This window comes from Streptomyces sp. NBC_01454, assembly GCF_036227565.1.
GTDB lineage: Bacteria > Actinomycetota > Actinomycetes > Streptomycetales > Streptomycetaceae > Streptomyces.
In genome coordinates this window covers 619,189-639,479 of sequence record NZ_CP109461.1, presented here as the reverse complement: position 1 = coordinate 639,479, position 20,291 = coordinate 619,189, and the positions used below count along the sequence as shown (strand labels likewise).

The following is a 20,291-nucleotide window of genomic DNA, read 5'->3' as shown; positions in this document are numbered from 1 at the left end:
GCGGGCTTCCGCAGCGAGCCGCCGTGCGGCTCCCCGGCGGCTCGGCCGAGTCTCAGCGGGACCGGAAGCCACATGGAACGCCCTCGGCGTCCCGCGGCTCACAGAAAGCTCCTGAAGCACCCTCCGAGCGCGAGTCAGACCTCTGTCCACGTCGCTCACCCACGAGGCTCCACTGGAAGCGAGAGGGCATTGGACTGGCATTCGCCGCTCATTGCGAGCGATCCACAACAGCTGCTATCGTTGACGCCAGGTGATCGATGTTGCACTGGAACGTGGAAACAGAGAGGCCGGAGAGCATCCCCGTGGGAAGGGAGCTCTCCGGCCTCTTTGCATGTGCTGATGAATGCGAGGCGTCGATGGCGCGAATCACCCAGGGGTGACCGTGCTTCAGTCTCGCTGGTATCCAGCATTGGGGGACTCGGGACCGCGGCTACGGGATCGCTCGTCTGCTTCGACGACGTAGAGGATCTCGTAGGAAATCGTGGTGTTGAGGTTGAGCCGGTTCTTGCTCTGGCTCTTCTTCATCGTGATCTTGCGGAATCCGCGAACGGCCTCAGCGCGATCGAAGAACCGGCGCAGCCTCGAGTTCACGCGCTCACAGGCCTGTTCGGCCGTGACGCCCATGTCGGAGACGACGAAGACGTGCGTGTGACCGCGATCGAAGGTGGGCTTCTCACCAGTGTCGAGGTCCAGACGGATCTTCGCACGGCTGATGTCGAGCGTGTCGGGACAGACGAGCTTTCCTCGGGAGTCGTACGTGCAGGTACTGACGATAGCCATGATGAGATCCTCTCCTCTCCTGATGAGTATGACTGAGTAGTGACTTTCAGTCGCACCCCCCGGTGACCGGATCACCCCGGTCACCACGAGCATGCCCTCCGCACGAGGAACCGGCGGCTGAAAGGCCGCCAGGTCCCGCAGGGAGGGCACCATCGTTTTTCAGAAGAGGCTGAGGACCTCGATCACTGCATCGCGGACTCGCCTCCCGCGCCCTGGACTGCGCCTGGCGCAGTCCCGCCGGCGACCCGCCGGTAGAGCCCCAAGGCACAACCAGCGAAGGCCAGGCACAGGAACACCGCGGAGACGGGGTTTGCCAGAGCGCCGAGCGCCTGTGCTGGGACAAGGGCGGCAGCGAGGTTGAAGCCCAGGTGCAGGACCACGCAGGGCCACAGCACGCGCGTGCGTTCGTAGATCAGGGCCAGGAGCACCGCCAGCGGCAGAGTCGAGGCGAACTGCACGGCGCTGCCGTGCAGCAGGCCGAACACCACGGCGGTGACCAGCGTGGAGACGAGGATGCCCACCCGCTTGCGCAGCAACGGGTAGATCAGCCCTCGGAACAGGGCCTCCTCCCCCGCGGGAGCCGCGACCAGGGTGAGCAGCAGGGCCGCCAGGGCACCAGCCGCGTGCCTGGTCTGGTTCGAGGCGTCGAAGCCGGCGGACCCGGCCGTGACGTAGATCCACAAGGCCAGCGACTGGCCGGCGAGGAAGGCCAGGACCGCGCAGCCGAGGACGGTCCACCCGAAGCGTGGGATCTCCGGCCTCGACCGCGGGGCCGGCGCATGCGCGAGCCACCGGGGCCACTGGATCCTCATCGAACCGACCAGGACGACGACGAGCATGTCCAGGACGGCGGTCGCAACGATCGGCTCTCCGACGAGGAGGACTGCGACGGTGCCGAGACCGAGGCAGACCGCGACGGCGGCGAACGGCACGAGGACGCACCACCCGATGCTGAGTAGATGCGAGGTGATCAGTGACGTCGTCAAGGTCTCCTCCTTCGTGGATCTCAATCAGCTGTGGTGATCTGCTCGTTGATGACGGCCTGGACGCGGGTGTCACCGCGGAAGGTGTTCAGCTGCAGCGTCGCCGTGAAGCGCAGCGTGCCGAGTTCGGTGCGGCTGGCGCGCTGCACGAAGCCCCGGAGCATGTCGAACTTCTCCTCGGCGACGTTCCACCACAGGCAGGACAGGCCGGACCGGGTGACCAGGCGCAGGTGCTGCGATTCGGATCCGATCCGGTCAACGCGCAGGCCCAGGGGCTCGATCGCGATCTCGACGACCGGAGCGGTGAAGCCGTGCCCGAAGGGCTTGAGTCCCTCGGTCCGGCGCACCAGCTCGAACAGCGGCTGCAGGTCCTCGAGGTCGGCGTCGCAGTCGGCGTCCGGGCCGAGCACGAGATCACCGTTCGGGCCATCGCTGCTGACGGCGAGCAGGGCGACCTGGGTGGCTTCCTGCAGCACGGCGACGAGGTCGCCCAGCTTCTCGGCTTTCGCGACGCGGACGCCACAGGCCTGCTGGTGTCCGATGGCGCTGAGACCGTCGTGCGGTTCCAGGCTGGTGATGATGTCGAACCAGCCCGGCGCGCGACCGGAGCCACTGACGAAATCGTCGGGGCCGGCGGGACGGTTGATGACGACGACCGGGTGGCCGTTGAGCTCCATCATCCGGTTGGCCAGCAGCCCGTACATGCCCGGGTAGGTGTCCGAGAAGTACACCCACGGGGCCAACGGCTGGTCCCCGGTGGTGAGTTCTTCCATGTGTTCGATGACCAGCCGCTTGCGCAGCTCGTTGCTCTCGATCACCCGGTGGGCGACCTTGAGCTTCTCGTCAGCACCGGCGGCCGTGAACACCGCGAAGCACGGCTCAAGCGAGGCTCCCGTGCGGCGCGGGCTGTTCATCGCCGGGGCGAGGTAGAAGCCGAAGAAGCCCTCGTCGAGGTCGTCGACGTCGCGGATCTTGCCGATCTGCGTGAAGGCCTTGAGTACGATCGCGAAGCCCTCGAAGGCCCTGAGGAAGACCGGGTGGTGCGGCTCGGTGCGCAGTAGCTGCATCAGGATCGACTGCTCGATGTCGATGGCATCGGGGTCAGCGTCGAACCCACCCCAGGGATTGGGGATTGTCTTCGGCGCGGCGACGCGCAGCAGGCGGGCGATCGAGACGGCGTCGCGCACCAGCTGGCGGTTCTCGTACAGCACGGGCATGACGTCGGAGACGGTGCCCAGGCCGGCGAACAGGCGCAGCAGGTGGATCTCCCAGAGCTTCTCGGGCCGGTGCACGCGGGTGTAGGCCTCGATCATCTGGTAGAGCACGTGGGCACCGCAGATCCCGGTGTGGGCGTAGGTCTCGTCGATCCGGCACGGGTCGACGGTGATGTCGGCGGTCGAGCCCGGCGCGAGCTCCTCGTGGTGATCGGTCACCAGCGTCATCCAGCCCAGGGCACGCGCGGCGGCGATACCGCGGTGTGAGTTCACTCCCCCGTCGCAGGTGAGCAGGACCCGGGTGTCGGGCCACTTCGCGTGTATCTCGGCGATGTCCTCGGACGCGAGCTCGTGACCGCGGCGGTAGTCGGGCAGGTGCAGCTCGACGTCGAAGCCGAGCTCGGACAGACCGGCGTAGCCGAGGACCCCGGAGGAGATGCCGTCCATGTCGAAGTCGGGGGCAATGGTGATCTTCTTGCCCGTTGCCCGGGCGTCCGCAAGGGCCTCGACCATCTCGGCCAGGGCCAGGAGCTCGTCATGCTCGGTGGACTCGATCTCCTTCAGGTACTGATCCGACCACCCCCGGCGCTGGCACAGCAGCTCGAAGAGGTCGGTGTCCTCGTCGGTGAGCGAATGGTCATCGACGGTATGGAGCGTGGACATGGTGGGGACCTCTCGATCTGGGTTGTTGGTCGGTTGTCAATGGCCTTCTGTGGCGCCCCGCTGGCGGCCTTGAGACATCCCCGCAGGTGGACGGCATGATCGCCCCGCCTGCGGCCAGATAATCTCCCCGCCTTTGGGTCGGTGTGGATCAGCTGAAGGGCTTCACTCCCTTCCCGGTGGTGGCCTCGGTAAGCCGGAACGAATCACCCTGCGTGACCACGACATGAGCGTGGTGCAGAAGACGATCGACAGTCGCTGTGGCCAAGGTCTTGGGCATGATCTCGTCGAAGCCAGACGGATGAAGGTTGCTTGACACCGCGATCGAGCGTCGCTCATATGCGGCATCGACCAGTCGGTAGAAGCCCTCGGCGGCGTCCTCGGAGACGGGCAGGAGCCCGATGTCGTCCACGATGATCAAATCCGAACGGATGATCCGTGCCAGGGCCCTTGCTATCGAGTCGTCCGCGCGGTGACGGCGGACCAGCGAGCCGAGGTCCTCGATCGTGAACCATGAGACGGCCAGGCCGGCCTCGACCGCGGTCTGCCCAAGAGCCTCGGTGAAGTGGCTCTTGCCCGTGCCGCTTGGTCCACAAATACAAAACGACTCCCGGCGGCCGACCCATTCGAGGGTCTTGAGCGCGTCCTGGGTCGCCCTGGGGATCGAGGACTTGCCCTCGTCCCAGTCGCCGAAGGTCTTGCCGGTGGGGAAGCCGGCCCGCTTGCGGCGGGTGTGCAGGTTGGCGCGGTCTCGTCCGGCGGCCTCCTCGGCGAGAAGGACGCGGACGACCTCGGCCGGGTCCCACCTCTGGGCCTTCGCGGTGGGGATGATGTCGGTCAACGACCGGCGGATGTGCGGGAGTTTGAGCCGCCTGGTGAGCTCGATGGCCTCGGCGAGGGGGTCGCCGTTGGTGCCGGGAACGGTGCGAAGAGGGGTGGCCATCAGGCGAGATCGCTTTCGTCGTACTCGGGAAGATCAGAAGTGGCGGACAGGCCGAACGTGGACCAGGCGCCGGTGCCGGGCTGCAGGGAGTGGTCCTCGCTGCGGCGGTGCGGCTCGGTGGGGCCGTGGACGGCCTGGTAGTCGAGGATGGACAGCAGGTCCTTGTCGGCGAACCGTCCGGTGACCGCGGCAGTGCCGAGCGCGCGGTCGACTTCCGCCGCGGAGTGGAGTTTCGCCAGGGCGACGGCCTCGGCCATCTTCGCCTTGATCCGGCGGACGCCGGTCGCGGCTGCTTCGATCAGCCAGGACGCCGCCCCGGGGCCGAGGGCGAGGAACGCGGCCTCCTCCGCGCTCGTGGCCCGCGGGGTGCGGTCGGATTCCTTGTTTTCGCGGGGCGGGTAGTGGGCGTCGTCCAAGACAGGGCTGCCGGGCTCGCCCCGCTGGTGGCGGGCGACCTCACGGGCCGAGCCGGTCTCGTCGGCGGCGGTGACGATCAGCTCGTCGCCGTGGAAGCGGGCCCAGACCCGGGTGTCGATCAGTTCGTGCGGGACCGAGTAGCGGACCGCCTCGACCGAGATCGTCGCGTCCCAGCAGACCCGGCGGGTGGTGCCGAATGCCGCGGTGAACGGACTCTTCGGCAGCGGGTGCAGCCGGTGGGCTTCCTCCGCGAGCCGCTCGACGGACTTGCGTCGAGTCGCCTTGTGAATACGGGAGTTGACCTCCTCGCAGAACTGCCGGCAAGCCGCCTCCAGGTCACCGAAGCTCTTGTACTGCTCGCGCAGATTCACGTCCTTCGGCACGAGATCGGCCTTCGCGATCTTCACCGTGGACTCCGAGCCGCCCTTGGTCTCCGGATCCGCGGGCAGGCAAGTACGTATCGTCGTGCCGTAGTGCCTCGCGACCTCGACGATCTCCGGGTTACGGACCGCGATCCCGGCGACGTGATCGGTGGTGACGGTCTTCTCGTTGTCGGTGAGCACGTAGGCCGGGATGCCGCCGATCCGGCGGAACGTCGTGTCCAGACACGCGGTGATCGTCGGCAGCGTCTTGTCCCAGATCGGAATCACGACGCGGAACCTCGACCACGCGAGCCAGGCGCAGAACAGCGTCGTCTTGCGTCCGTTGATCACCGGGCCGTCGCCGAAATCGTATTGGAGCCAGAGCCCCGGCTCGGTCACCCACGGCCGATAGACCCGCCGCCTACCGGCCCTGAACTGGGCTTTCGCCTCGGCGACGGTGCGGCGGGTGGTGCGTTCCCCGCCGGTGAAGCCCATCGCGGTGATCCTCTTGTGGACCACGTCCGCGCGGATCTTGCCCTGCGAGCGAACCACCAGTTCCTCGATCTTCGGCAGATAGTCGTCGATCTGCCGGGCCCGGTGCCGGCGCTTGTCCGGCTGCTGCCCAGCCGCCCGCATCTTCACATATCGGGCCACCGTGTGGTGGTCGCACCCGGCCAGCTCGGCCGCGGCGCGGTAACTCCCCGTGAGGTCGTAAGCCTCCAGGATCTCCATGATTTCCTCGCTGTTCTTCACCCGCTCCAGCGTCGTCGAGCGGGATTACTCAAAGCGAGCGGGGAGAAATCTGGCCGTACCCGGGGACCCCATGCCGTACGTGGGGAAAACCGTGGCCATAGATTGCGCCGTAGATGGCCGCCAGCGTGGAGCTTACGAAGACCGCCGTCAGTCGGTGGAGAAGGGGTACGAGACCCCTTTGTCGATACTGTGATTTTAGCAGCGACATTCACACCCCCTGCTCATTTAGCAGTAATTCTGAGTCTTATTCGGGCCTCAATGGCACACTTATCTCGAATGACCGCGACAGGCCTTCCAAGGTCCTTGCGCATCGGCTACTCTCGCCGGTATGGCCATTCGAAGCATTGTCGAGTCAGATCTCAGTGGTAAGCCGGATGCGGCTACACAGATGTTCGGCTTGGGTGACACCTGGTACGAAATCGATCTCACCGCTGACGAGCAGAAGAAGCTTGAGGAAGCGCTGAAGCCGTACCTGAAGGTCAGCCGGAAAGCCGGGCAGCCGGTACCCAAGAAGCGAGTCGTGCCCGAGACGACTGCCGAGGAGCGCGACAAGATCCGCGAGTGGGCCAAGAAGGAGGGCCACGAGTTCGCGGACCGGGGGCGCATCCCGAAGGCAGTCATGAATGCCTACGACGAGGCGCACGGCATCGATCGGAGCAAGTAGCGCTGACCCTGGTGTTGCCTCCCGGCCGACTCCTCCCATCTGCTCCTGAAGGGCCCTGCAGACACGCTGCAGGGCCCTTCGTTCACCTTCAGAACGGCGGCAGCGACGGATGGATCACGTTGGCCGTCACGATCCCTGCGGCTCGCGCGCGAGACCTGCAGTGGATGGTGCCGTGCGAGAAGTGCCCCGGCGTATGCGGCATGAGCTGCTCCCGGCCTCGCTGCGGGCACCCAGGCTTCTGGCAGAGGTCGAGGAAGGCCGTGCACCGCACCTGGGCGGCGTCGACCATCTCCTGGTTGCGCTGAAAACCGGCCTGCTTCCCATGAGCCGACCAGGCGGCGGGGAAGGTGCGGATCTCGAAGCCGGCGGCCCGCCACAGGCGCTCGGCCATGGCGTCGGCACCCTCGGGGCAATGCCCCGAGATGAGTACCGGCCGGGTGACGTTCTCTGCTCCCCAGTCGCGCCAGGCGTCGTTGAACGCCGAGCGCATGCTCTGCTCGTCGTTCCAGCTGCGGGAACCGGTGACGAGGACGACGTGCGAGAACGATTCTGGAATCATTTCAGCAATCATTCGAGTCTCCTCTCCTTGTGACTCGGCGGTCTCCGCAGCTGGAGTCGAGAGCTGTGGCCATGATGTCTGGGCAGGCGCGGCGGCCTGCATGTCGCTGGCTCATACCGGCCGGCCGGTACCGGGCTCGATGATGGCCAGGTCCTTCTCACGGTGGAGCTCGACGCGGATCTGATCGTCGTCACACATCGGCATGAGGTGGACGGTGTACATCCCGTCCTCACTGCGGGAGACGTGCACGGTGACGATCGTGCTGTCCTCGTCGGTGGTGAAGTCGACATTGCCGATGTCCTCGGCTTCGCCGGAGCGCATCACCTCGGCGACGGCTTCACTGTTCGGTTGCCAGAACTTCGGCTCGCAGCGGGATCCGGTGTCGTAGGGCGAGAGTTCAGGCATGGACCGCGTCATGGCGATGCCTCTTCGTGGTCTCGGGTGCGGGTGGCGACCATCGAGTGCGGACCCACCGGGTCCGTGTGATCTCGATGTTCGGCAGAGCGCCCGTGCCAGCTTTGCTGGCTGACGACCCGGAAGATCTCGCTGGCGTGATCTGCTCCTGGATGGGTCGCGTAGCGAGCCGTCGCACGGGGCGTCACTTCTCACCTGAGCCAGGCGCGCAGCGCCAGTGATCCACCACTGCTGCACCCTTTGCTGCTGTCCGCATCTGTGGACAACCACAGCGGGGCAGTGGTGGGGTTCGTCTCTCAAGCGCAGCGCTGGGCATAGCCGGAGGGAGCGCCAGCGACCGACGGGCCGGCGAGCGGAGCGAGCTGTGGAACCCGTCGGCTATGCCGACTAACACGTCCTCGGAGCGCAGCGGAGAGGCCGAGCGTAGCGAGGGTCCGCAGGACACGTGTTATCAGGTTCCCTTATGCCCTTTTGCTTCCTTGTCGTCGTCCTCGCTGTTCCACGGCTGGAGCGTTAGCGGAAGTCTGGAACATCAGGGGAAACGGTCCGTACCTTCTTGACCCGTACCCCTCCCCTTCTTCCGCGTAGCGGGGGTACGGGTCTGGCTGTTTCGCCTGGTCATCGCACCTTTTGGGTGTACTGCTGTTTCGACGTCCGTGATACGGCCGTACCCCCATGCTGATCCGTCCTCGTGAGGCACGAGCGAGGCGGGGGTACGGGTCTGCTCCTGACGGGGCGCAGCCCCGGTTCATCACCCTGCTGCCGTCGGCGGCACAGCCTTCGCCGCGCAGCGGATCCGTCCTCTCGCGACACCGTCGCTCCGGCTGTGGATAACGCTCTGCTCCACCGCTCGCTGCGGCGGCGGCAGCCGGCCTCGCCCCGTCGCGTTGTGCTGGCTGCACCGACGTGGATTCACCTCGCTCCGGTGCTGCCGCGGCAGCGTGCCAGCACTTTATGCACCGCGTCCGAGGCGGGCGTTCTGCACTGTGCCGACGACGCACGTTCCGGCCCCGGGCTGTGCTCCTTTTCGCGCTTGCGCGGCGAGCCCGGGGTGTTCCTTCGTGGACGCATCAGAAGAAGAGAGGCCCGACTGCTGCGACCAACTGCCCATCGCGCACAGCGAGCAGCTCCAGCGTCATCGGGCCGTTGTCGTCTTCCTCCGGGGGCTGCTTCCGCAGCAAGGGCCTCCGCTGTTCCTCTACCCCACGGTCCTTCGGGGCCACCGACGCATCCCCCTCACCGCCCCGGCGCAACCCGTTGGCGGAGCCTGAGGAATGCCCTCGCGGGCGCAGTTCCGCAGCCCGGCGGACAGTGTGACGTGCATCACTATTTCGAGATTTATTGCCGGCGTGGGTCCGCGCCAAGCCTGAAGAGTGAAGGTGCCACTCAACCTGCTTCTGGAGGACTTGATGATCCCGTCGAAGACGCTTCTGCCGACGATTACGCCGGAGGGGACGTACGGGCAGCTCGTGGAGCTGATCACTGCTGTTTCAGGGCTCGACGATCAGGCGGCGGAAGGGCTGACGGACAGCCTGCTGTTCTAGGATCCGCATGATCATTGACAATGAAGGTGTTTCATTGACATCGGATTGGCAAATCCGCGGTTCCTTTGACAATGGCTACGTTCAGTAGCGGTCCTCTCTGGGCCTCTTTCGATCTCCGCTGAGTCTGCAACGCCCGCTCTCCGTACCGTCTCAAGCATGGCAGTACGGAGAGCGGGCGGTACCCGTCGTACACGAAAAGTCCCTTCGACCTCGATCCGGTACGTCGATGGATCGGTACGCGAAGTCCCGATCCGACAACTCAGGTTGACCGATTTTGCGGAGTCCCAGCCGTGGCGGGCTGTTCGCTCCGTCCACGGGATGGCCCACTACTCGGGCAAGTACTCGTCTGCAACGACGGGTGGGCACGTGGTGTACGAAAGCCGCCTGGAGCTCGCCCGATTGCTGCTGGCGGACTTCGATCCGGAAGTGCGGGGGATCTTTGCTCAGCCGTGCCGCCTGGCGGCCCGGGTCGGCGACCGGACTCGCCACCACGTGCCGGACTTTCTGCTGGTCATGCGTTCGGGGACCGTGCGGGTGGTGAATGTCAAGCCAGCGAGCCGCTTGAAGGATCCGAAGATCGTGGAGGCTCTTGCGTGGCCTGGCGAGCTGTTCCGGCAGCATGGCTGGGACTACGAAATCTGGTCCGGAGCGGATCGGGTGCTGCTGGAGAACGTGCGGTTCCTCGCTGCCTACCGGCGTCCCGGTGTGGTGTCCGCAACGGAAACAGAGCAGGCATGGCAGCAGGTGACCGACGGCGAAAAACTGGCCTTGGCTGAGCGCCAGTTGGCCAATGGGCGGCCCGCCGAGGAGGCGAGGCCAGCGTTCATGGCTCTGTTGTGGTCGGGACGGTTGACGACGGACCTGTCGCGTCCGTTGTCGGGTGAGTCGGTGCTGCGCAGGTGCGTATGAGCACGTGGACGACGCCCTTGAGGCCAGGGTTGCCGATCAGCTTCGACGGTGAACAATTCACGGTCGCCGAAATTGAGGGTCGCCGGATTCTTCTCCAGCCGGCAGTCTCTGTCGTCGGTGTCCCGCAGTGGCGGCAGGTTGATATCTCTGTGCTGTTGGCGCATCCCACCACCGAGATCCTCACTCCGGCCCCGCAAGGTGAATCAGCTGATGCGGCTGCCCTGAGCGGTCTCAGCGACAAAGAGGACGATGAGCTGACCCGGCAGTTTCGCCATGTCCAGGAGGTCCGCACCGGCTATCAACTCGGCAGCGAGGAACTGGCTCTGGCGGGCGAGCCACGACCCGACTACGCGCCCGGAACACCGAAAATGCACCGGTACGCGGCCAAGGCGGCAGAACTGGGAGTTTCCGAAACCACGATCCGCAACTGGGTACGGCAAGTGAATAGCTCCGGCCCGGCCGGCCTGGTTCGCGACCGCCCTCAAAAGAGCGTGCTTGACAAGGTCGACCCTCGGTGGCTGGAGATGACCCGGTCAGTTTTGAAAGGCCACGAGAAGTCATCCCGGCCGGTGCGGAGTCTGATCCTGATCGAGATCGAAGAGCGTCTGGCCAAGAAGTATGGGGATGGCACGGTCCCGTTTCCGGCCCGCACGACGGGCTATGAGGCACTTCGAGTGCTTACCAAGGGAACGAACGCCTTCGAGGGCAGCACGAAGGGGAAGAGGTCGATCGCGGACGCCCCGAAGGGGACCTACGGTCGGCTGCGCGCGACACGACCGGGCGAGTATGTGGTGCTGGACACCAACTGCCTGGACGTCTTCGCGATGGAACCGGTGACCTGCCGGTGGGTGCGGTGTGAGCTCACGGTCGCGATGGATCTCTATAGCCGGTGCATCACCGGGCTCCGCCTCACCCCGGTGTCGACGAAGTCAACGGACGTGGCTGGGGTGTTGTTCGAGACGGTCCGGCCACAAGACGTTCCGGGGGACGGGAGCGAGCCGCTGCCGTATTGCGGAGTGCCGTCCACCGTCGTGGTCGATGCGGACAAGCTCGTCGACCGGGACGGGCAGCCGCTGCTGCCCACGGTCGCGGCCGAGACGATCATCTATGACCACGGCAAGGTCTACCTGTCGAACCACATCGAGAGCGTCTGCGCGAAGCTGGACATCTCTCTGCAGCCGGCCCGGCCGAAGACACCGACCGACAAGCCGGTCGAACGCTGGTTCCGAACCCTCAACCAGGGAGTGCTGGCCGCGCTGCCCGGCTACAAGGGCTCGGACGTGCACAGCCGCGGCGAGAAGGTCGAGGACGAGGCATTCTTCTTCATCGACGAACTCGAAGCGATCATCCGTGAATGGATCACTCTGATCTATCACCGGCGCCGCCACCGCGGCCTGCGGATTCCGGAGGTCCCTGGGCTTCAGCTCAGTCCGCTGGACATGTTCGAGCACGGAGTCACCCGGGCGGGACCACTGCGGATCCCGGCCCGCCCCAATATGGCTCTGGAGTTCCTGGAGGAGGAACGCGTCCCGATCCACCACTACGGCGTCGAGATCGAAGGGATGCGCTACAACGGGGATGCGCTGAACAACTACCGCAACCAGCCCAGCCCCTATCGCGGAGTGGACGCGGGCAAGTGGCCGATCGCGGTGGACCGCGGCGATATGCGCAAGGTGTATTTCCAGGACCCAGACCTTCGGACATGGCATACGCTCGACTGGGAACACGCGGCCGCCCTGAATGGACCGTTCAGCAGAGAGGCGCTGGTCTACGCTCGCCGGATTGCGAAGAAGACGCACCGGTTCCCCGACACCAAACGCGCGTTGGTCGAACTCCTCGAACGGTGGGGCGCCGGATTGGCCGCGGATCGCACTGAGCGACGCATGGCCCTCCGTCTCTCCCAGGAACGGCTACAGCTGGTGGGAGAGGCCGACGAACCACGGGAGGCAGAGGACGAGGTCGCCTCGCTGCCATCGGTCCGACGCATTGCCGCCCTGAGTCCATCCGAACAAGACCCAGCAGAAGCCGAGCCCGCCGAGCCCGGCCTTGTCATCGTCGGAACTGAGGACAACGAACTCGGCGGGGACGACGACGAGGATGAGGAATGCGAGGCAGCCTTCCCGGGCGACGAATCCGCTCTCATCGATGAGGACGACTACTACGCCGATATCTGGGACAGCCGTTGAAAGCGCCGGACGGCGTCGAGCCGTTCGAAGGCGACGACCGCCAGTACAGTCCCACCCGGCTTCCGGGCTGGCTTCAGGAGGTCAACGGGCCGGACCGGATCCGACCGGAACAGCACACCAGAGCGCAACTGGCTGACCTCTCGCCGCGAGCGCTCTTAATGCATAACGACAGCCGGGCGGTCTGGCATGCCAACATCGGCCCGATTGAAACCCCGCAACTCCTCCAACTACACGATGAGCTGGACGAGATTGTCGATTCGAACCGGCAGGACGGGGATAAGACGAAACCGGCAGCACTGCTGGATTCCTACCCAGGACTCGGAAAGAGCACCGCAGTCCGCGCCTACGGCCGGAAGCTATTCCGTGAACAGATCACCTTGCGCGGGGAAACCACCCCTAGCGGAGACCGCAGGGTCCCCATCATCTACATCGCACTGAGTGGGAACACACAGATCCGCGGCCTGAACGCCGCGATCTGCCGCTTCTACGGACTGCCGGTCACGGGGGACGCCGACACCCTGGCCGAGCGGGCTGTGGACGCGGTGTTGTCCATGAGAACCGCCGTTTTCATCATCGACGACATCCACTTCCTGGCCGGAGCGAAAACCAACTCGGTTCGCATGTCCAACCAGTTGAAGTACCTGGCAAACGTCTTCCCTGTCACCCTCATCTATGTCGGCGTCGGGGTCCAGCAGCGCGGCATCCTCAGCGAGGGATTCTCCGGCAAGAAGAACGAACTCGCCCAGTTCGGACGCCGCACCACTCCACTGACATTGCTCCCTTTCCAGATCGAGAACGAGGAGGGACGTCGGCAGTGGCAGGTCCTGCTGAAGACGATCGAGAAGAAGCTCGTCCTGGCGGAGAAATACCCAGGGATGCTCGCCCAGGAACTTTCCGACTATCTCTACTCTCGCTCCACCGGCCACTTTGCCTCCCTCATGGCACTGATCAACCGCGGCTGCCTCCGCGCCATCCGCTGCGGCCATGAGCGCCTCGACAAGGACCTCATGGACCAGGTGAAGAACGACGTCGCTGCCGAGGAAGCCCGTGAGGAACTCGAAGCCGCCATCGAGGCCGGCCTGCTGACCAGTCATCCCGCATCACCCGGCAGGAAATCGGCATGACGGAATGGACGGATGACCGCATTCCTCTCTGGGTTCCCCCGGTTGAGGGGGAGTCCCTCGACAGCTGGCTGGCGGCATACGCCCGCCGCCTGCGGACGGGCGTGCCGCAGTTCCTGAGCTTCATTGGTCTGCACAGAGCCCGTCCCAACCACATGGTCCGGTATCTGACAGACCGCGAACGGCAGGTACTTTCCGAACGCACGGGGCTCGCCTCGGAGGAACTGACGCCGATGACGCTCGAACCCTGGGACGGAGTGGCGGTGAACATCGACCGTCCGACGCGCCGTCTGAGCCGCCCACCGAACTGGCGGCACACCGGCAATACCAGCCGCTTCTGCCCCGGTTGTCTCGACGAAAGCGCCGGACGTTGGCAGATTTCATGGCGACTGCCGTGGTCATTTGCCTGCACCCGGCACGGAATGCTGTTGCTCGATTGCTGCCCAGAATGCGGACAACCGCCCGTGGTTCATGGGCGACAGCACCTGCGGAACTCTCCTGCGGGAGTCTGCCTCTACGGAACGGGCACTGCCGGCGCCGCCCCCTGCGAGTTCTTCCTGCCGCACGCGGCTACCCCTGTCCTCTCTGCAGACTCATTGGTCCTCAATGCCCAGCAAGACGCCACCTCCAAATTCTTGCAAATCGGTGATTCTCTGGACGACTCCTTGCTGCATGGTCGCGAACTGGCCGTCCTCGGCCGGTCGGCATTGCGCGGGATCAACGACAGGCTGTCCACAGCGCCTTCCGTTGTCCATGAAGTCCTCGCGGAACTCGGTGGTGATCTGCCTAAACTAGCGAATCGAGAGAGCGGAGTGAACGCTCACGGCGTGGCAGTTGGCACCACCATCGCCAGGATTGCAGTGCTCCAGGACCGGGATGACAGTGATGCAGTCTTTGCTTGGTTGATGGAGGCCCAACGTTCGAGGCGGAAGAATACTTATCCGACATCCTGGCTCGTTGACTGGGTTCCAGCCGGACCCCGCGTGATGTCTCGTGCTCTGACCGCCGTGTCCAACGAACTGACCTGGACTGCGCGCCTGCGTTTCGGCACGACCACGAGTGGTCCGACCTGGCCGACCCTCGCCGACGAAGACGTACGACGTCGAGCGGCCCGACTGCCGGCGATGCTCTGGCCCTCTTGGACAATCCGGATGTTGCCTCGCCTGCCCGAACCCCTATTCAGGTTGTCCGGACTCCGCCGAGCATGCGCGACTCTGCTCCTTACGCCTGGAACATTCTGGGACTATCCTAGAGCCGCTGAACTTCTGGGCAATCCGCACACATCCGACAACAGGAATGCTCTCGACGCAGCACTCGAAAAGCAGCGCCCCGATGAACTTGCCGCACTCTTGGCCGAGTTAGCTCGCGCTATTGACGCTCATCCAGTTCCCATCGACTATCGCCGTCGGCGGACCATCTTCTCCGAGGCCACTATCAGATTCGACCTGGACGCCTTCCATGGGTACTGCCGCCGTCGCGGCCTTCGGAGCGGACCGACGCAGATCAAGAGACTCCGGTGGCACCTTCTCAAGATTCTCCTCGGAGCAGACCCTGGCAGCTCATCCCGGACCCCGACCTGGAACACGAACCTCTCGCACCAGATCACCACAGAGCTCAAAGGATTCCTCTTCCAGCAGGCAGTAAAGAACCTCCAGGCTCACCAAATTGAAGAACCCGTGCTTTGGCAACCGCCGGCCACCTGGCTCGAAAGAATTGCATGGCCCGGAGAAGATCCCGAAAAGATCGACCACTCCGCACTCGCCGAGATGCTGATCGCGGGCCGCCCGCTGGCGGAGGTTGCGAGACACCTGGACATCAGCGAGGACCACGTCCTCTTGCACCTTGAAATGGCTGATATCGGTGGGACAGCGCCCGATCCCCCGCCGCGTCCCAGCGTTCCGGGCCGCAACATTCCGCGCCAAGACGTTCTCTCGCCACGAGAACTGCAACGGCTCTACCAGGAACAGCGACTCTCTGTCGTCGATATCGCGCAGCTCGCGGGGTGCAGCTCTCGCACCGTTCGTCGAGCACTCGTCGAGGCCAAGATCCCTAGCTCAGGGCGCGGAGTTCCTCCCCTCCTGCCGGGCATGGTTACCAGAGATTGGCTGGAAGGGGAGTACGCCATGAAAGGACGCGGCTGTCTTGATATCGCGCACGAACTCGGCCTCCATCAAGACACCGTGTCGCGCTTCCTGCGGATTTGGGACATCCCGCGACGTTCCAACGGACTCGGTTCGAACCCCTTCGCCCACCTCGGTGTCGCGCTCTCGCCAGAAATGCGACGCCTCAGTAATAGGAGGAGCTGCCTGCCGTGGCTACGCAACCTCCTCCAAATACCCGGACACCCCGGCCTGTCGGCTGCCGCACCGGCAATCAGCGTCCCCGAGGTCACCCTCCGCCGGCAGCTCAGGATCATTGAAAGCGTCGTGGGGTTCAGCGTGATCGAGCGAACCGACCCGCTGTCTCCCACTCCGACGGGCGTGAGATTCCTGACCGAAGCTCGCGATCTCCTTGATCGTTTCGACAGCGCCGCAACGCTGGTCGCAACCGGCTCGAGCAGGACCTCAGACCACTCACGGTGATTGCCGGAGCGGTGCTCAACGCCAAGATTGAGAAGCCTGGGCTGACAACGGCGTTGCCAATCTGACCCGGATTTCGGCGTTTCTGCAGGAAACAGTGTCAATGATCATGAGGAACCTACAGCTGTTCCGGCTGGGGCTCTACGGCCCTACCCCTGAACGGCTGGACGATCTGTGTGGGGCGATGTTCTTCGACGCTGATCCGGAGGACGGCGGCTGGGTGCAGTGCGGCAAGACGCCGGGGCACATCCGCCGTGGCGACCCGCTGCACGAGGGCCGCTGGAGCGGACGGCGTTGGCGCGACGACCACCGGCAGGCCGTGGTCGCTAACGGCGAGGAGAGCTGACGCGGCGGCGGCCGGAACAGTCGGCTCCGGCCGCCGCGCCAGCGCTGTGCCAGCACCGTGCCGACGGCTCACCGGCGGCTGTGCTGATCTCGCTCCGCCGACGTTCCCTGGCTGCGCTGCGGTGCTCGCCGACGGGCTTCGGCAAGGGGCACAGACAGGCTTTTCGGCCCCATGACACAGCAATGAAACAGCGTCTCCCTCGTGTCTCAGAGGTGCCCCATCGGGACACGCACGAGACGTGACTGGGACACACATAGGACGCCGACCGATGCCGATATACCTCTTGGATTTCTGCGCACGTCCTCACGGTGTCTCGCACGTGCCCCGACAGTGCCGCACTGGCGTCGCACACAGAGCCTTCGGAGGACTCACCTGTGCAGGGATGCCGGGTGGTGTCTCTCAGGAGACACGACCGGGACACCAATGGGGCCTCATCCGTACTCCAATGCGGCTCCTCGGGATCAGTGCTGTGACCGCGGGTGTCTCGCAGGTGCCCCGCGTGAGCACTTGCCGCGTCGCAGGTGGGACACAAAGGCGCACGGTGCCCGCGGCCTGCGTGCGGTCGCCCCTGTTGGAGGCAGGGGGTGTTTCACAAGCGTCCCCGCCGGTACTCGATAGGGGCTCGAACAGCGTCTCTCTTGCGTATCGAATGGGACTTGCATGGGACTCAATAGGGGCACTAGAGTGAGCTCGCTTTGATTCGCATTCGAGAGGAAACGTGAAGGGCGGTGAGTCCATATGGCAGAGCGAGAGGCATCCGGCGAACGACCAGATGAAGCGCAGGTGCGAGTGGCGGGGCGAGGTGAGTGCAATGGCGAATCAGCCGGGTGAACCTCGCAAGGTCCGCTGGACCGTGCCCGCTGCCGACACCTCGGTGATCGAGTGGCTCGATCAGCAGGAGAACATCTCGCAGTCGCTGCGACTGCTCATTCGGGAGTCCATTCAGCGCGACGGATACATCGACGTCTTCTACAAGCCCGTCGATCAGCTGCCGCGTCGCGGCCGGCCGCCCCTGGAGTGCATCGAGCAGCGCGAGGACGACGAGGCGGTCACCGAGCGCCGTCCGGCCGTCAGGCCGGTTCAGCCACAGCCCGCAGTCGCCGACGAGGCCGAGGTCGACCCGGACGCCGTCGTCGAGAAGACAGCGCCGGTAGCCCAGCCCGAGCCGGTTCCCGCACCGGTTGAGACGGCCGAGGAGCCCGCGGCAAGCGCCCCCAGCGCACCGCCGGAGCCGCCGAAGCAGGCATCCATCGACGAAATCATGGCGAGTACTCGGCGCTGAGTGACGCGGTGAATTTCATTTTCCAGGCAGACAACACAGACACCGAGGGACTGAATTCATGAGCGCCAACAGCAACGACATCATCACTCTCACCGGCGGCATCGACGTCGGCAACGGCTACGTCAAGGGCGTCATCCAGAACACGAAGCAGGGGACTTTCGACGAGATCGATCTACCCAGCGCGGTCGTCTCGACCTCTCGCACCTCGCCGAAGGTGCCACTCCCCGACTCGGATGCAGCCTCCGTGCTGGCCGGCGACTTCTACAACCAGATTGACTGCTCGCTCACCACTTCCCTGGTGGCGGCGTCCGACCGCCGGATCTTCGGCCGCGCGGCGCTGAGCGTGCGCGGCTCGAAGTTCACCGAGTTCGAGGTGCTGGGCAAGCACTCCAAGGCCGATCAGGAGCTGAGCAAGGTTCTGGTCCTGGGTGTCTTCGCCGCGAAGACCCTGCGCGACTACGTCCGCGAGAACGGCGCGCTGCCCGATCACGAGCTGCGCGTGCAGGTGCGTGCCGGCCTGGCGCTGCCGATCTCCGAGTTCGTCGCGCGCCGCCACGCCTACGCCGCCGAGTTCATCGGTCTGCTGGGCAGCTCCGACCCCGCGGTGCACCTGGTGACGATCAAGAACTTCAGCACCCCGGTCTCGGTGCGCCTGGAGTTCGTCGACGTCCAGGTGATGGCCGAGGGTGCCTCCGCGCAGTTCGCCATCACCGACAAGGGCGAGCCGCTCGCACAGGCCCTGCTCGATGATCTGCGCACCCGTGACGCGTCCCTCGTGGAGGGCGTCTCGGCGTCTGACCTGGTGGCGGTGCACAACACCATCGGCGTCGACGTCGGCGAGGGCACTGTGAACTTCCCGGTCTTCACCGACGGGCGGTTCAACCCCGAGGCGGCCGACACCCTCGACGAGGGCTACGGCACCGCGCTGATGAACGCCATGGAGCGCATGAGCGAGTCGGACGCCACGCTGCAGTTCTCCTCGCGCAAGCAGCTGGCCGACTTCCTCCACGCGGAGCCGTCGGTGCTGGTGAAGAACCGTCACCAGCGCGCCGCCGGCTTCGTCGAGGACGAGGCCGGCTACCTGGTCGACGAGATCGTCTCCTCCTTCGGTGATGTTCTCTCGCAGGCCGGCGCGACGACCGAGGTCGTCTACGTCTACGGCGGTGGCTCGGGTCCGATCAAGCACCTGCTGCACCCGGCGCTGCTGAAGGCCGCAGGCGACGTGCCCGTGCTCTACCTCGACTCGAGCTACTCGCGGCACCTGAACCGCGAGGGGCTGTACATCGCGGCGCGCCACGTCGAGCAGCAGGCCCTCGCCGCGAAGCCCGCGGGCAAGCGCAGTAAAGAGGTGGCCTGATGGGTGAGGCACTGGAGGACTCCTACGGCCGACGGCCCGTTGTACGTGATGCCGACACGTCGGCCACGTCTACGGCCACGGTCAGGGCTCCGCCCCCGCGATGGCCTCGGCCAGTTCGGGTCTTCTCGCCCGCGGCCCGCGCCGGGTTCCCTTCGTCCCCACACAGCACAGCCGCGGACAGGCACCACGACTGTTCCGCTGCCCAACTGACCTTCCCCTTCAGCGATGCTGCGCCGCGCCATCACACCGCCGCTCCATCACACCGCCGCTCCATCACCCGACTCCGGAAGCGTCCACACCATGACCACCGACCGCCCTCACGTCGCCTACCTGGCCCCTTCCGCCCCCGCCCGCCCCCAGCCCGGCCGGGCCAACGACGAGGAGGCCGACCGCTCGGAGAACGCGGTCCTGACCGCCTACCTCTTCTACCTGACGGCCAAGGGACACCGTGTCCTGCAGCACCGCGTCGTCACGGATCCCGTCCTGGCATCCACCGACCTCTTCGACGCGACAGCCGGAGAAATGGTGATGGCCTGTCACCGTTCCCACTACGCCGCGCTCATCGCCGCGTACGGAGTGATCAGCGACTGCGCGCGGCTCTTTCCCCCGTCCCGCCACGCACTGCTGTTCACCGATGAGCCGGGCCCGATCGCACGGGAGTTCCTGTCCCACCACAAGATCATCGCGATCTGGCCCGAGGGCGAGTCTTTCGTCCGCGCGAACCCGGCAGCCCAGACAGGCAGGGCGTGAACCGCCAGAGCTTCGGGCCTCCGACGAGGAGAGCCGAGGAATGCGCCTGGCGCGCGGCCGGTCTCCTCGTCGACGTCGCCGGGCGCGTTCTGCCGGCCACGGTCCAGCCCTGCACCTTCTGCGACGGCGAGAACCTCGGAGACACCTGCCCTGCGTCCCTGACCTGCCCCACGTGCAAAGCCGCGCCCCGACAGCGGTGCCGCCGACCGAGCGGCCACACCACTGAGCAGTGGCACCGCAGACGCGTCTGCGCCGCCGACCTGGAAAATCCGCGCCGCGAGGAAGACGGCGACACCACCCTGCCCGCCCGCTGGGCGACACCCAACCGGCGCCGCCCCCATCACGAGGAACACGATGACCGCCGATCACCCCCGCAACAGCGCCGCGGGCACGTCCCATTCGCCCGGCGCCCCGGACCGGCCGCGTCAGGCCGGAGCCTCCAGACTCCTCATCACCCCCGCTCAGCGC

Annotated in this window: 17 protein-coding genes; 10 read left to right on the top strand and 7 right to left on the bottom strand. The window is 65.6% G+C overall.

Features of this window, described 5'->3' with window-relative positions; all coding sequences use genetic code 11:
* Positions 1-387: 387 nt before the first annotated feature.
* The 5 genes from OIU81_RS39805 to istA form a co-directional block, all read right to left on the bottom strand.
* A complete protein-coding gene (locus tag OIU81_RS39805; protein ID WP_329142840.1) occupies positions 388-780 on the bottom strand; it encodes a hypothetical protein in 393 nt (130 codons plus the stop codon).
* 182 nt (positions 781-962) lie between these two features.
* Complete coding sequence (locus tag OIU81_RS39800; RefSeq protein ID WP_329142842.1) at positions 963-1,766, bottom strand: CPBP family intramembrane glutamic endopeptidase; 804 nt, start codon at positions 1,764-1,766, stop codon at positions 963-965.
* Between the two features lie 20 nt (positions 1,767-1,786).
* Positions 1,787-3,640, bottom strand: coding sequence for a DHH family phosphoesterase (locus OIU81_RS39795; RefSeq protein ID WP_329142844.1), 1,854 nt, complete (start codon positions 3,638-3,640; stop codon positions 1,787-1,789).
* A gap of 148 nt (positions 3,641-3,788) precedes the next feature.
* Positions 3,789-4,580 (bottom strand): IS21-like element helper ATPase IstB, encoded by a 792-nt coding sequence (gene istB / locus OIU81_RS39790; RefSeq protein WP_329142532.1) that lies wholly within the window; start codon positions 4,578-4,580, stop codon positions 3,789-3,791.
* Entirely contained in the window at positions 4,580-6,112 is a 1,533-nt protein-coding gene (istA, locus tag OIU81_RS39785; RefSeq protein WP_329142531.1) for an IS21 family transposase, read from the bottom strand. The genes istB and istA overlap by 1 nt, the downstream gene beginning before the upstream one ends.
* Before the next feature lie 328 nt (positions 6,113-6,440).
* Here istA and OIU81_RS39780 point away from each other — a divergent pair, with 328 nt between their 5' ends.
* A complete protein-coding gene (locus tag OIU81_RS39780; RefSeq protein WP_329142846.1) occupies positions 6,441-6,776 on the top strand; it encodes a histone-like nucleoid-structuring protein Lsr2 in 336 nt (111 codons plus the stop codon).
* Positions 6,777-6,864: 88 nt separating this feature from the next.
* Here the strand turns inward: OIU81_RS39780 and OIU81_RS39775 are convergent, their stop codons facing one another.
* Positions 6,865-7,347, bottom strand: coding sequence for an SLOG family protein (locus OIU81_RS39775; RefSeq protein ID WP_329331949.1), 483 nt, complete (start codon positions 7,345-7,347; stop codon positions 6,865-6,867).
* A gap of 99 nt (positions 7,348-7,446) precedes the next feature.
* The gene (locus OIU81_RS39770) at positions 7,447-7,740 is read right to left on the bottom strand and encodes a hypothetical protein (protein ID WP_329142850.1); all 294 of its coding nucleotides are present in this window, start codon (positions 7,738-7,740) and stop codon (positions 7,447-7,449) included.
* Between the two features lie 1,388 nt (positions 7,741-9,128).
* On the opposite strand from OIU81_RS39770, the gene OIU81_RS39765 reads away from it, so the two are divergent.
* The 9 genes from OIU81_RS39765 to OIU81_RS39725 all read left to right on the top strand — a co-directional run bounded on the left by OIU81_RS39765 (position 9,129) and on the right by OIU81_RS39725 (position 19,823).
* On the top strand, positions 9,129-9,293 hold the full coding sequence (locus OIU81_RS39765; RefSeq protein ID WP_329142852.1) for a hypothetical protein: 165 nt from the start codon (positions 9,129-9,131) through the stop codon (positions 9,291-9,293).
* Positions 9,294-9,557: 264 nt separating this feature from the next.
* Positions 9,558-10,202, top strand: a complete 645-nt coding sequence (locus OIU81_RS39760; RefSeq protein WP_443073917.1) for a TnsA-like heteromeric transposase endonuclease subunit — start codon at positions 9,558-9,560, stop codon at positions 10,200-10,202.
* Complete coding sequence (locus OIU81_RS39755) at positions 10,199-12,388, top strand: integrase (protein WP_329142857.1); 2,190 nt, start codon at positions 10,199-10,201, stop codon at positions 12,386-12,388. Before OIU81_RS39760 ends, OIU81_RS39755 begins: the two co-directional genes overlap by 4 nt.
* Positions 12,385-13,512, top strand: a complete 1,128-nt coding sequence (locus OIU81_RS39750) for an ATP-binding protein (RefSeq protein WP_329142858.1) — start codon at positions 12,385-12,387, stop codon at positions 13,510-13,512. The genes OIU81_RS39755 and OIU81_RS39750 overlap by 4 nt, the downstream gene beginning before the upstream one ends.
* Positions 13,509-16,091, top strand: a complete 2,583-nt coding sequence (locus OIU81_RS39745) for a TniQ family protein (RefSeq protein ID WP_329142860.1) — start codon at positions 13,509-13,511, stop codon at positions 16,089-16,091. Before OIU81_RS39750 ends, OIU81_RS39745 begins: the two co-directional genes overlap by 4 nt.
* Positions 16,092-16,197: 106 nt before the next feature.
* Positions 16,198-16,434, top strand: a complete 237-nt coding sequence (locus OIU81_RS39740; RefSeq protein WP_329142862.1) for a hypothetical protein — start codon at positions 16,198-16,200, stop codon at positions 16,432-16,434.
* Positions 16,435-17,245: 811 nt separating this feature from the next.
* The gene (locus OIU81_RS39735; RefSeq protein WP_329142864.1) at positions 17,246-17,716 is read left to right on the top strand and encodes a hypothetical protein; all 471 of its coding nucleotides are present in this window, start codon (positions 17,246-17,248) and stop codon (positions 17,714-17,716) included.
* Between the two features lie 58 nt (positions 17,717-17,774).
* Entirely contained in the window at positions 17,775-19,073 is a 1,299-nt protein-coding gene (locus OIU81_RS39730) for a ParM/StbA family protein (RefSeq protein ID WP_329142866.1), read from the top strand.
* Between the two features lie 300 nt (positions 19,074-19,373).
* Complete coding sequence (locus OIU81_RS39725) at positions 19,374-19,823, top strand: hypothetical protein (protein ID WP_329142868.1); 450 nt, start codon at positions 19,374-19,376, stop codon at positions 19,821-19,823.
* The last annotated feature ends 468 nt before the right edge of the window (positions 19,824-20,291 follow it).

Coding starts and splice junctions, on each gene's coding strand:
- OIU81_RS39730 (WP_329142866.1), top strand. CDS start 17,775: ATGAGCGCCAACAGCAACGACATCATCACTCTCACCGGCGGCATCGAC.
- OIU81_RS39740 (WP_329142862.1), top strand. CDS start 16,198: ATGAGGAACCTACAGCTGTTCCGGCTGGGGCTCTACGGCCCTACCCCT.
- OIU81_RS39745 (WP_329142860.1), top strand. CDS start 13,509: ATGACGGAATGGACGGATGACCGCATTCCTCTCTGGGTTCCCCCGGTT.
- OIU81_RS39770 (WP_329142850.1), bottom strand. CDS start 7,740: ATGCCTGAACTCTCGCCCTACGACACCGGATCCCGCTGCGAGCCGAAG.
- OIU81_RS39805 (WP_329142840.1), bottom strand. CDS start 780: ATGGCTATCGTCAGTACCTGCACGTACGACTCCCGAGGAAAGCTCGTC.
- OIU81_RS39735 (WP_329142864.1), top strand. CDS start 17,246: ATGGCGAATCAGCCGGGTGAACCTCGCAAGGTCCGCTGGACCGTGCCC.
- OIU81_RS39795 (WP_329142844.1), bottom strand. CDS start 3,640: ATGTCCACGCTCCATACCGTCGATGACCATTCGCTCACCGACGAGGAC.
- OIU81_RS39725 (WP_329142868.1), top strand. CDS start 19,374: ATGACCACCGACCGCCCTCACGTCGCCTACCTGGCCCCTTCCGCCCCC.
- OIU81_RS39780 (WP_329142846.1), top strand. CDS start 6,441: ATGGCCATTCGAAGCATTGTCGAGTCAGATCTCAGTGGTAAGCCGGAT.
- OIU81_RS39755 (WP_329142857.1), top strand. CDS start 10,199: ATGAGCACGTGGACGACGCCCTTGAGGCCAGGGTTGCCGATCAGCTTC.
- istB (WP_329142532.1), bottom strand. CDS start 4,580: ATGGCCACCCCTCTTCGCACCGTTCCCGGCACCAACGGCGACCCCCTC.
- OIU81_RS39775 (WP_329331949.1), bottom strand. CDS start 7,347: ATGATTGCTGAAATGATTCCAGAATCGTTCTCGCACGTCGTCCTCGTC.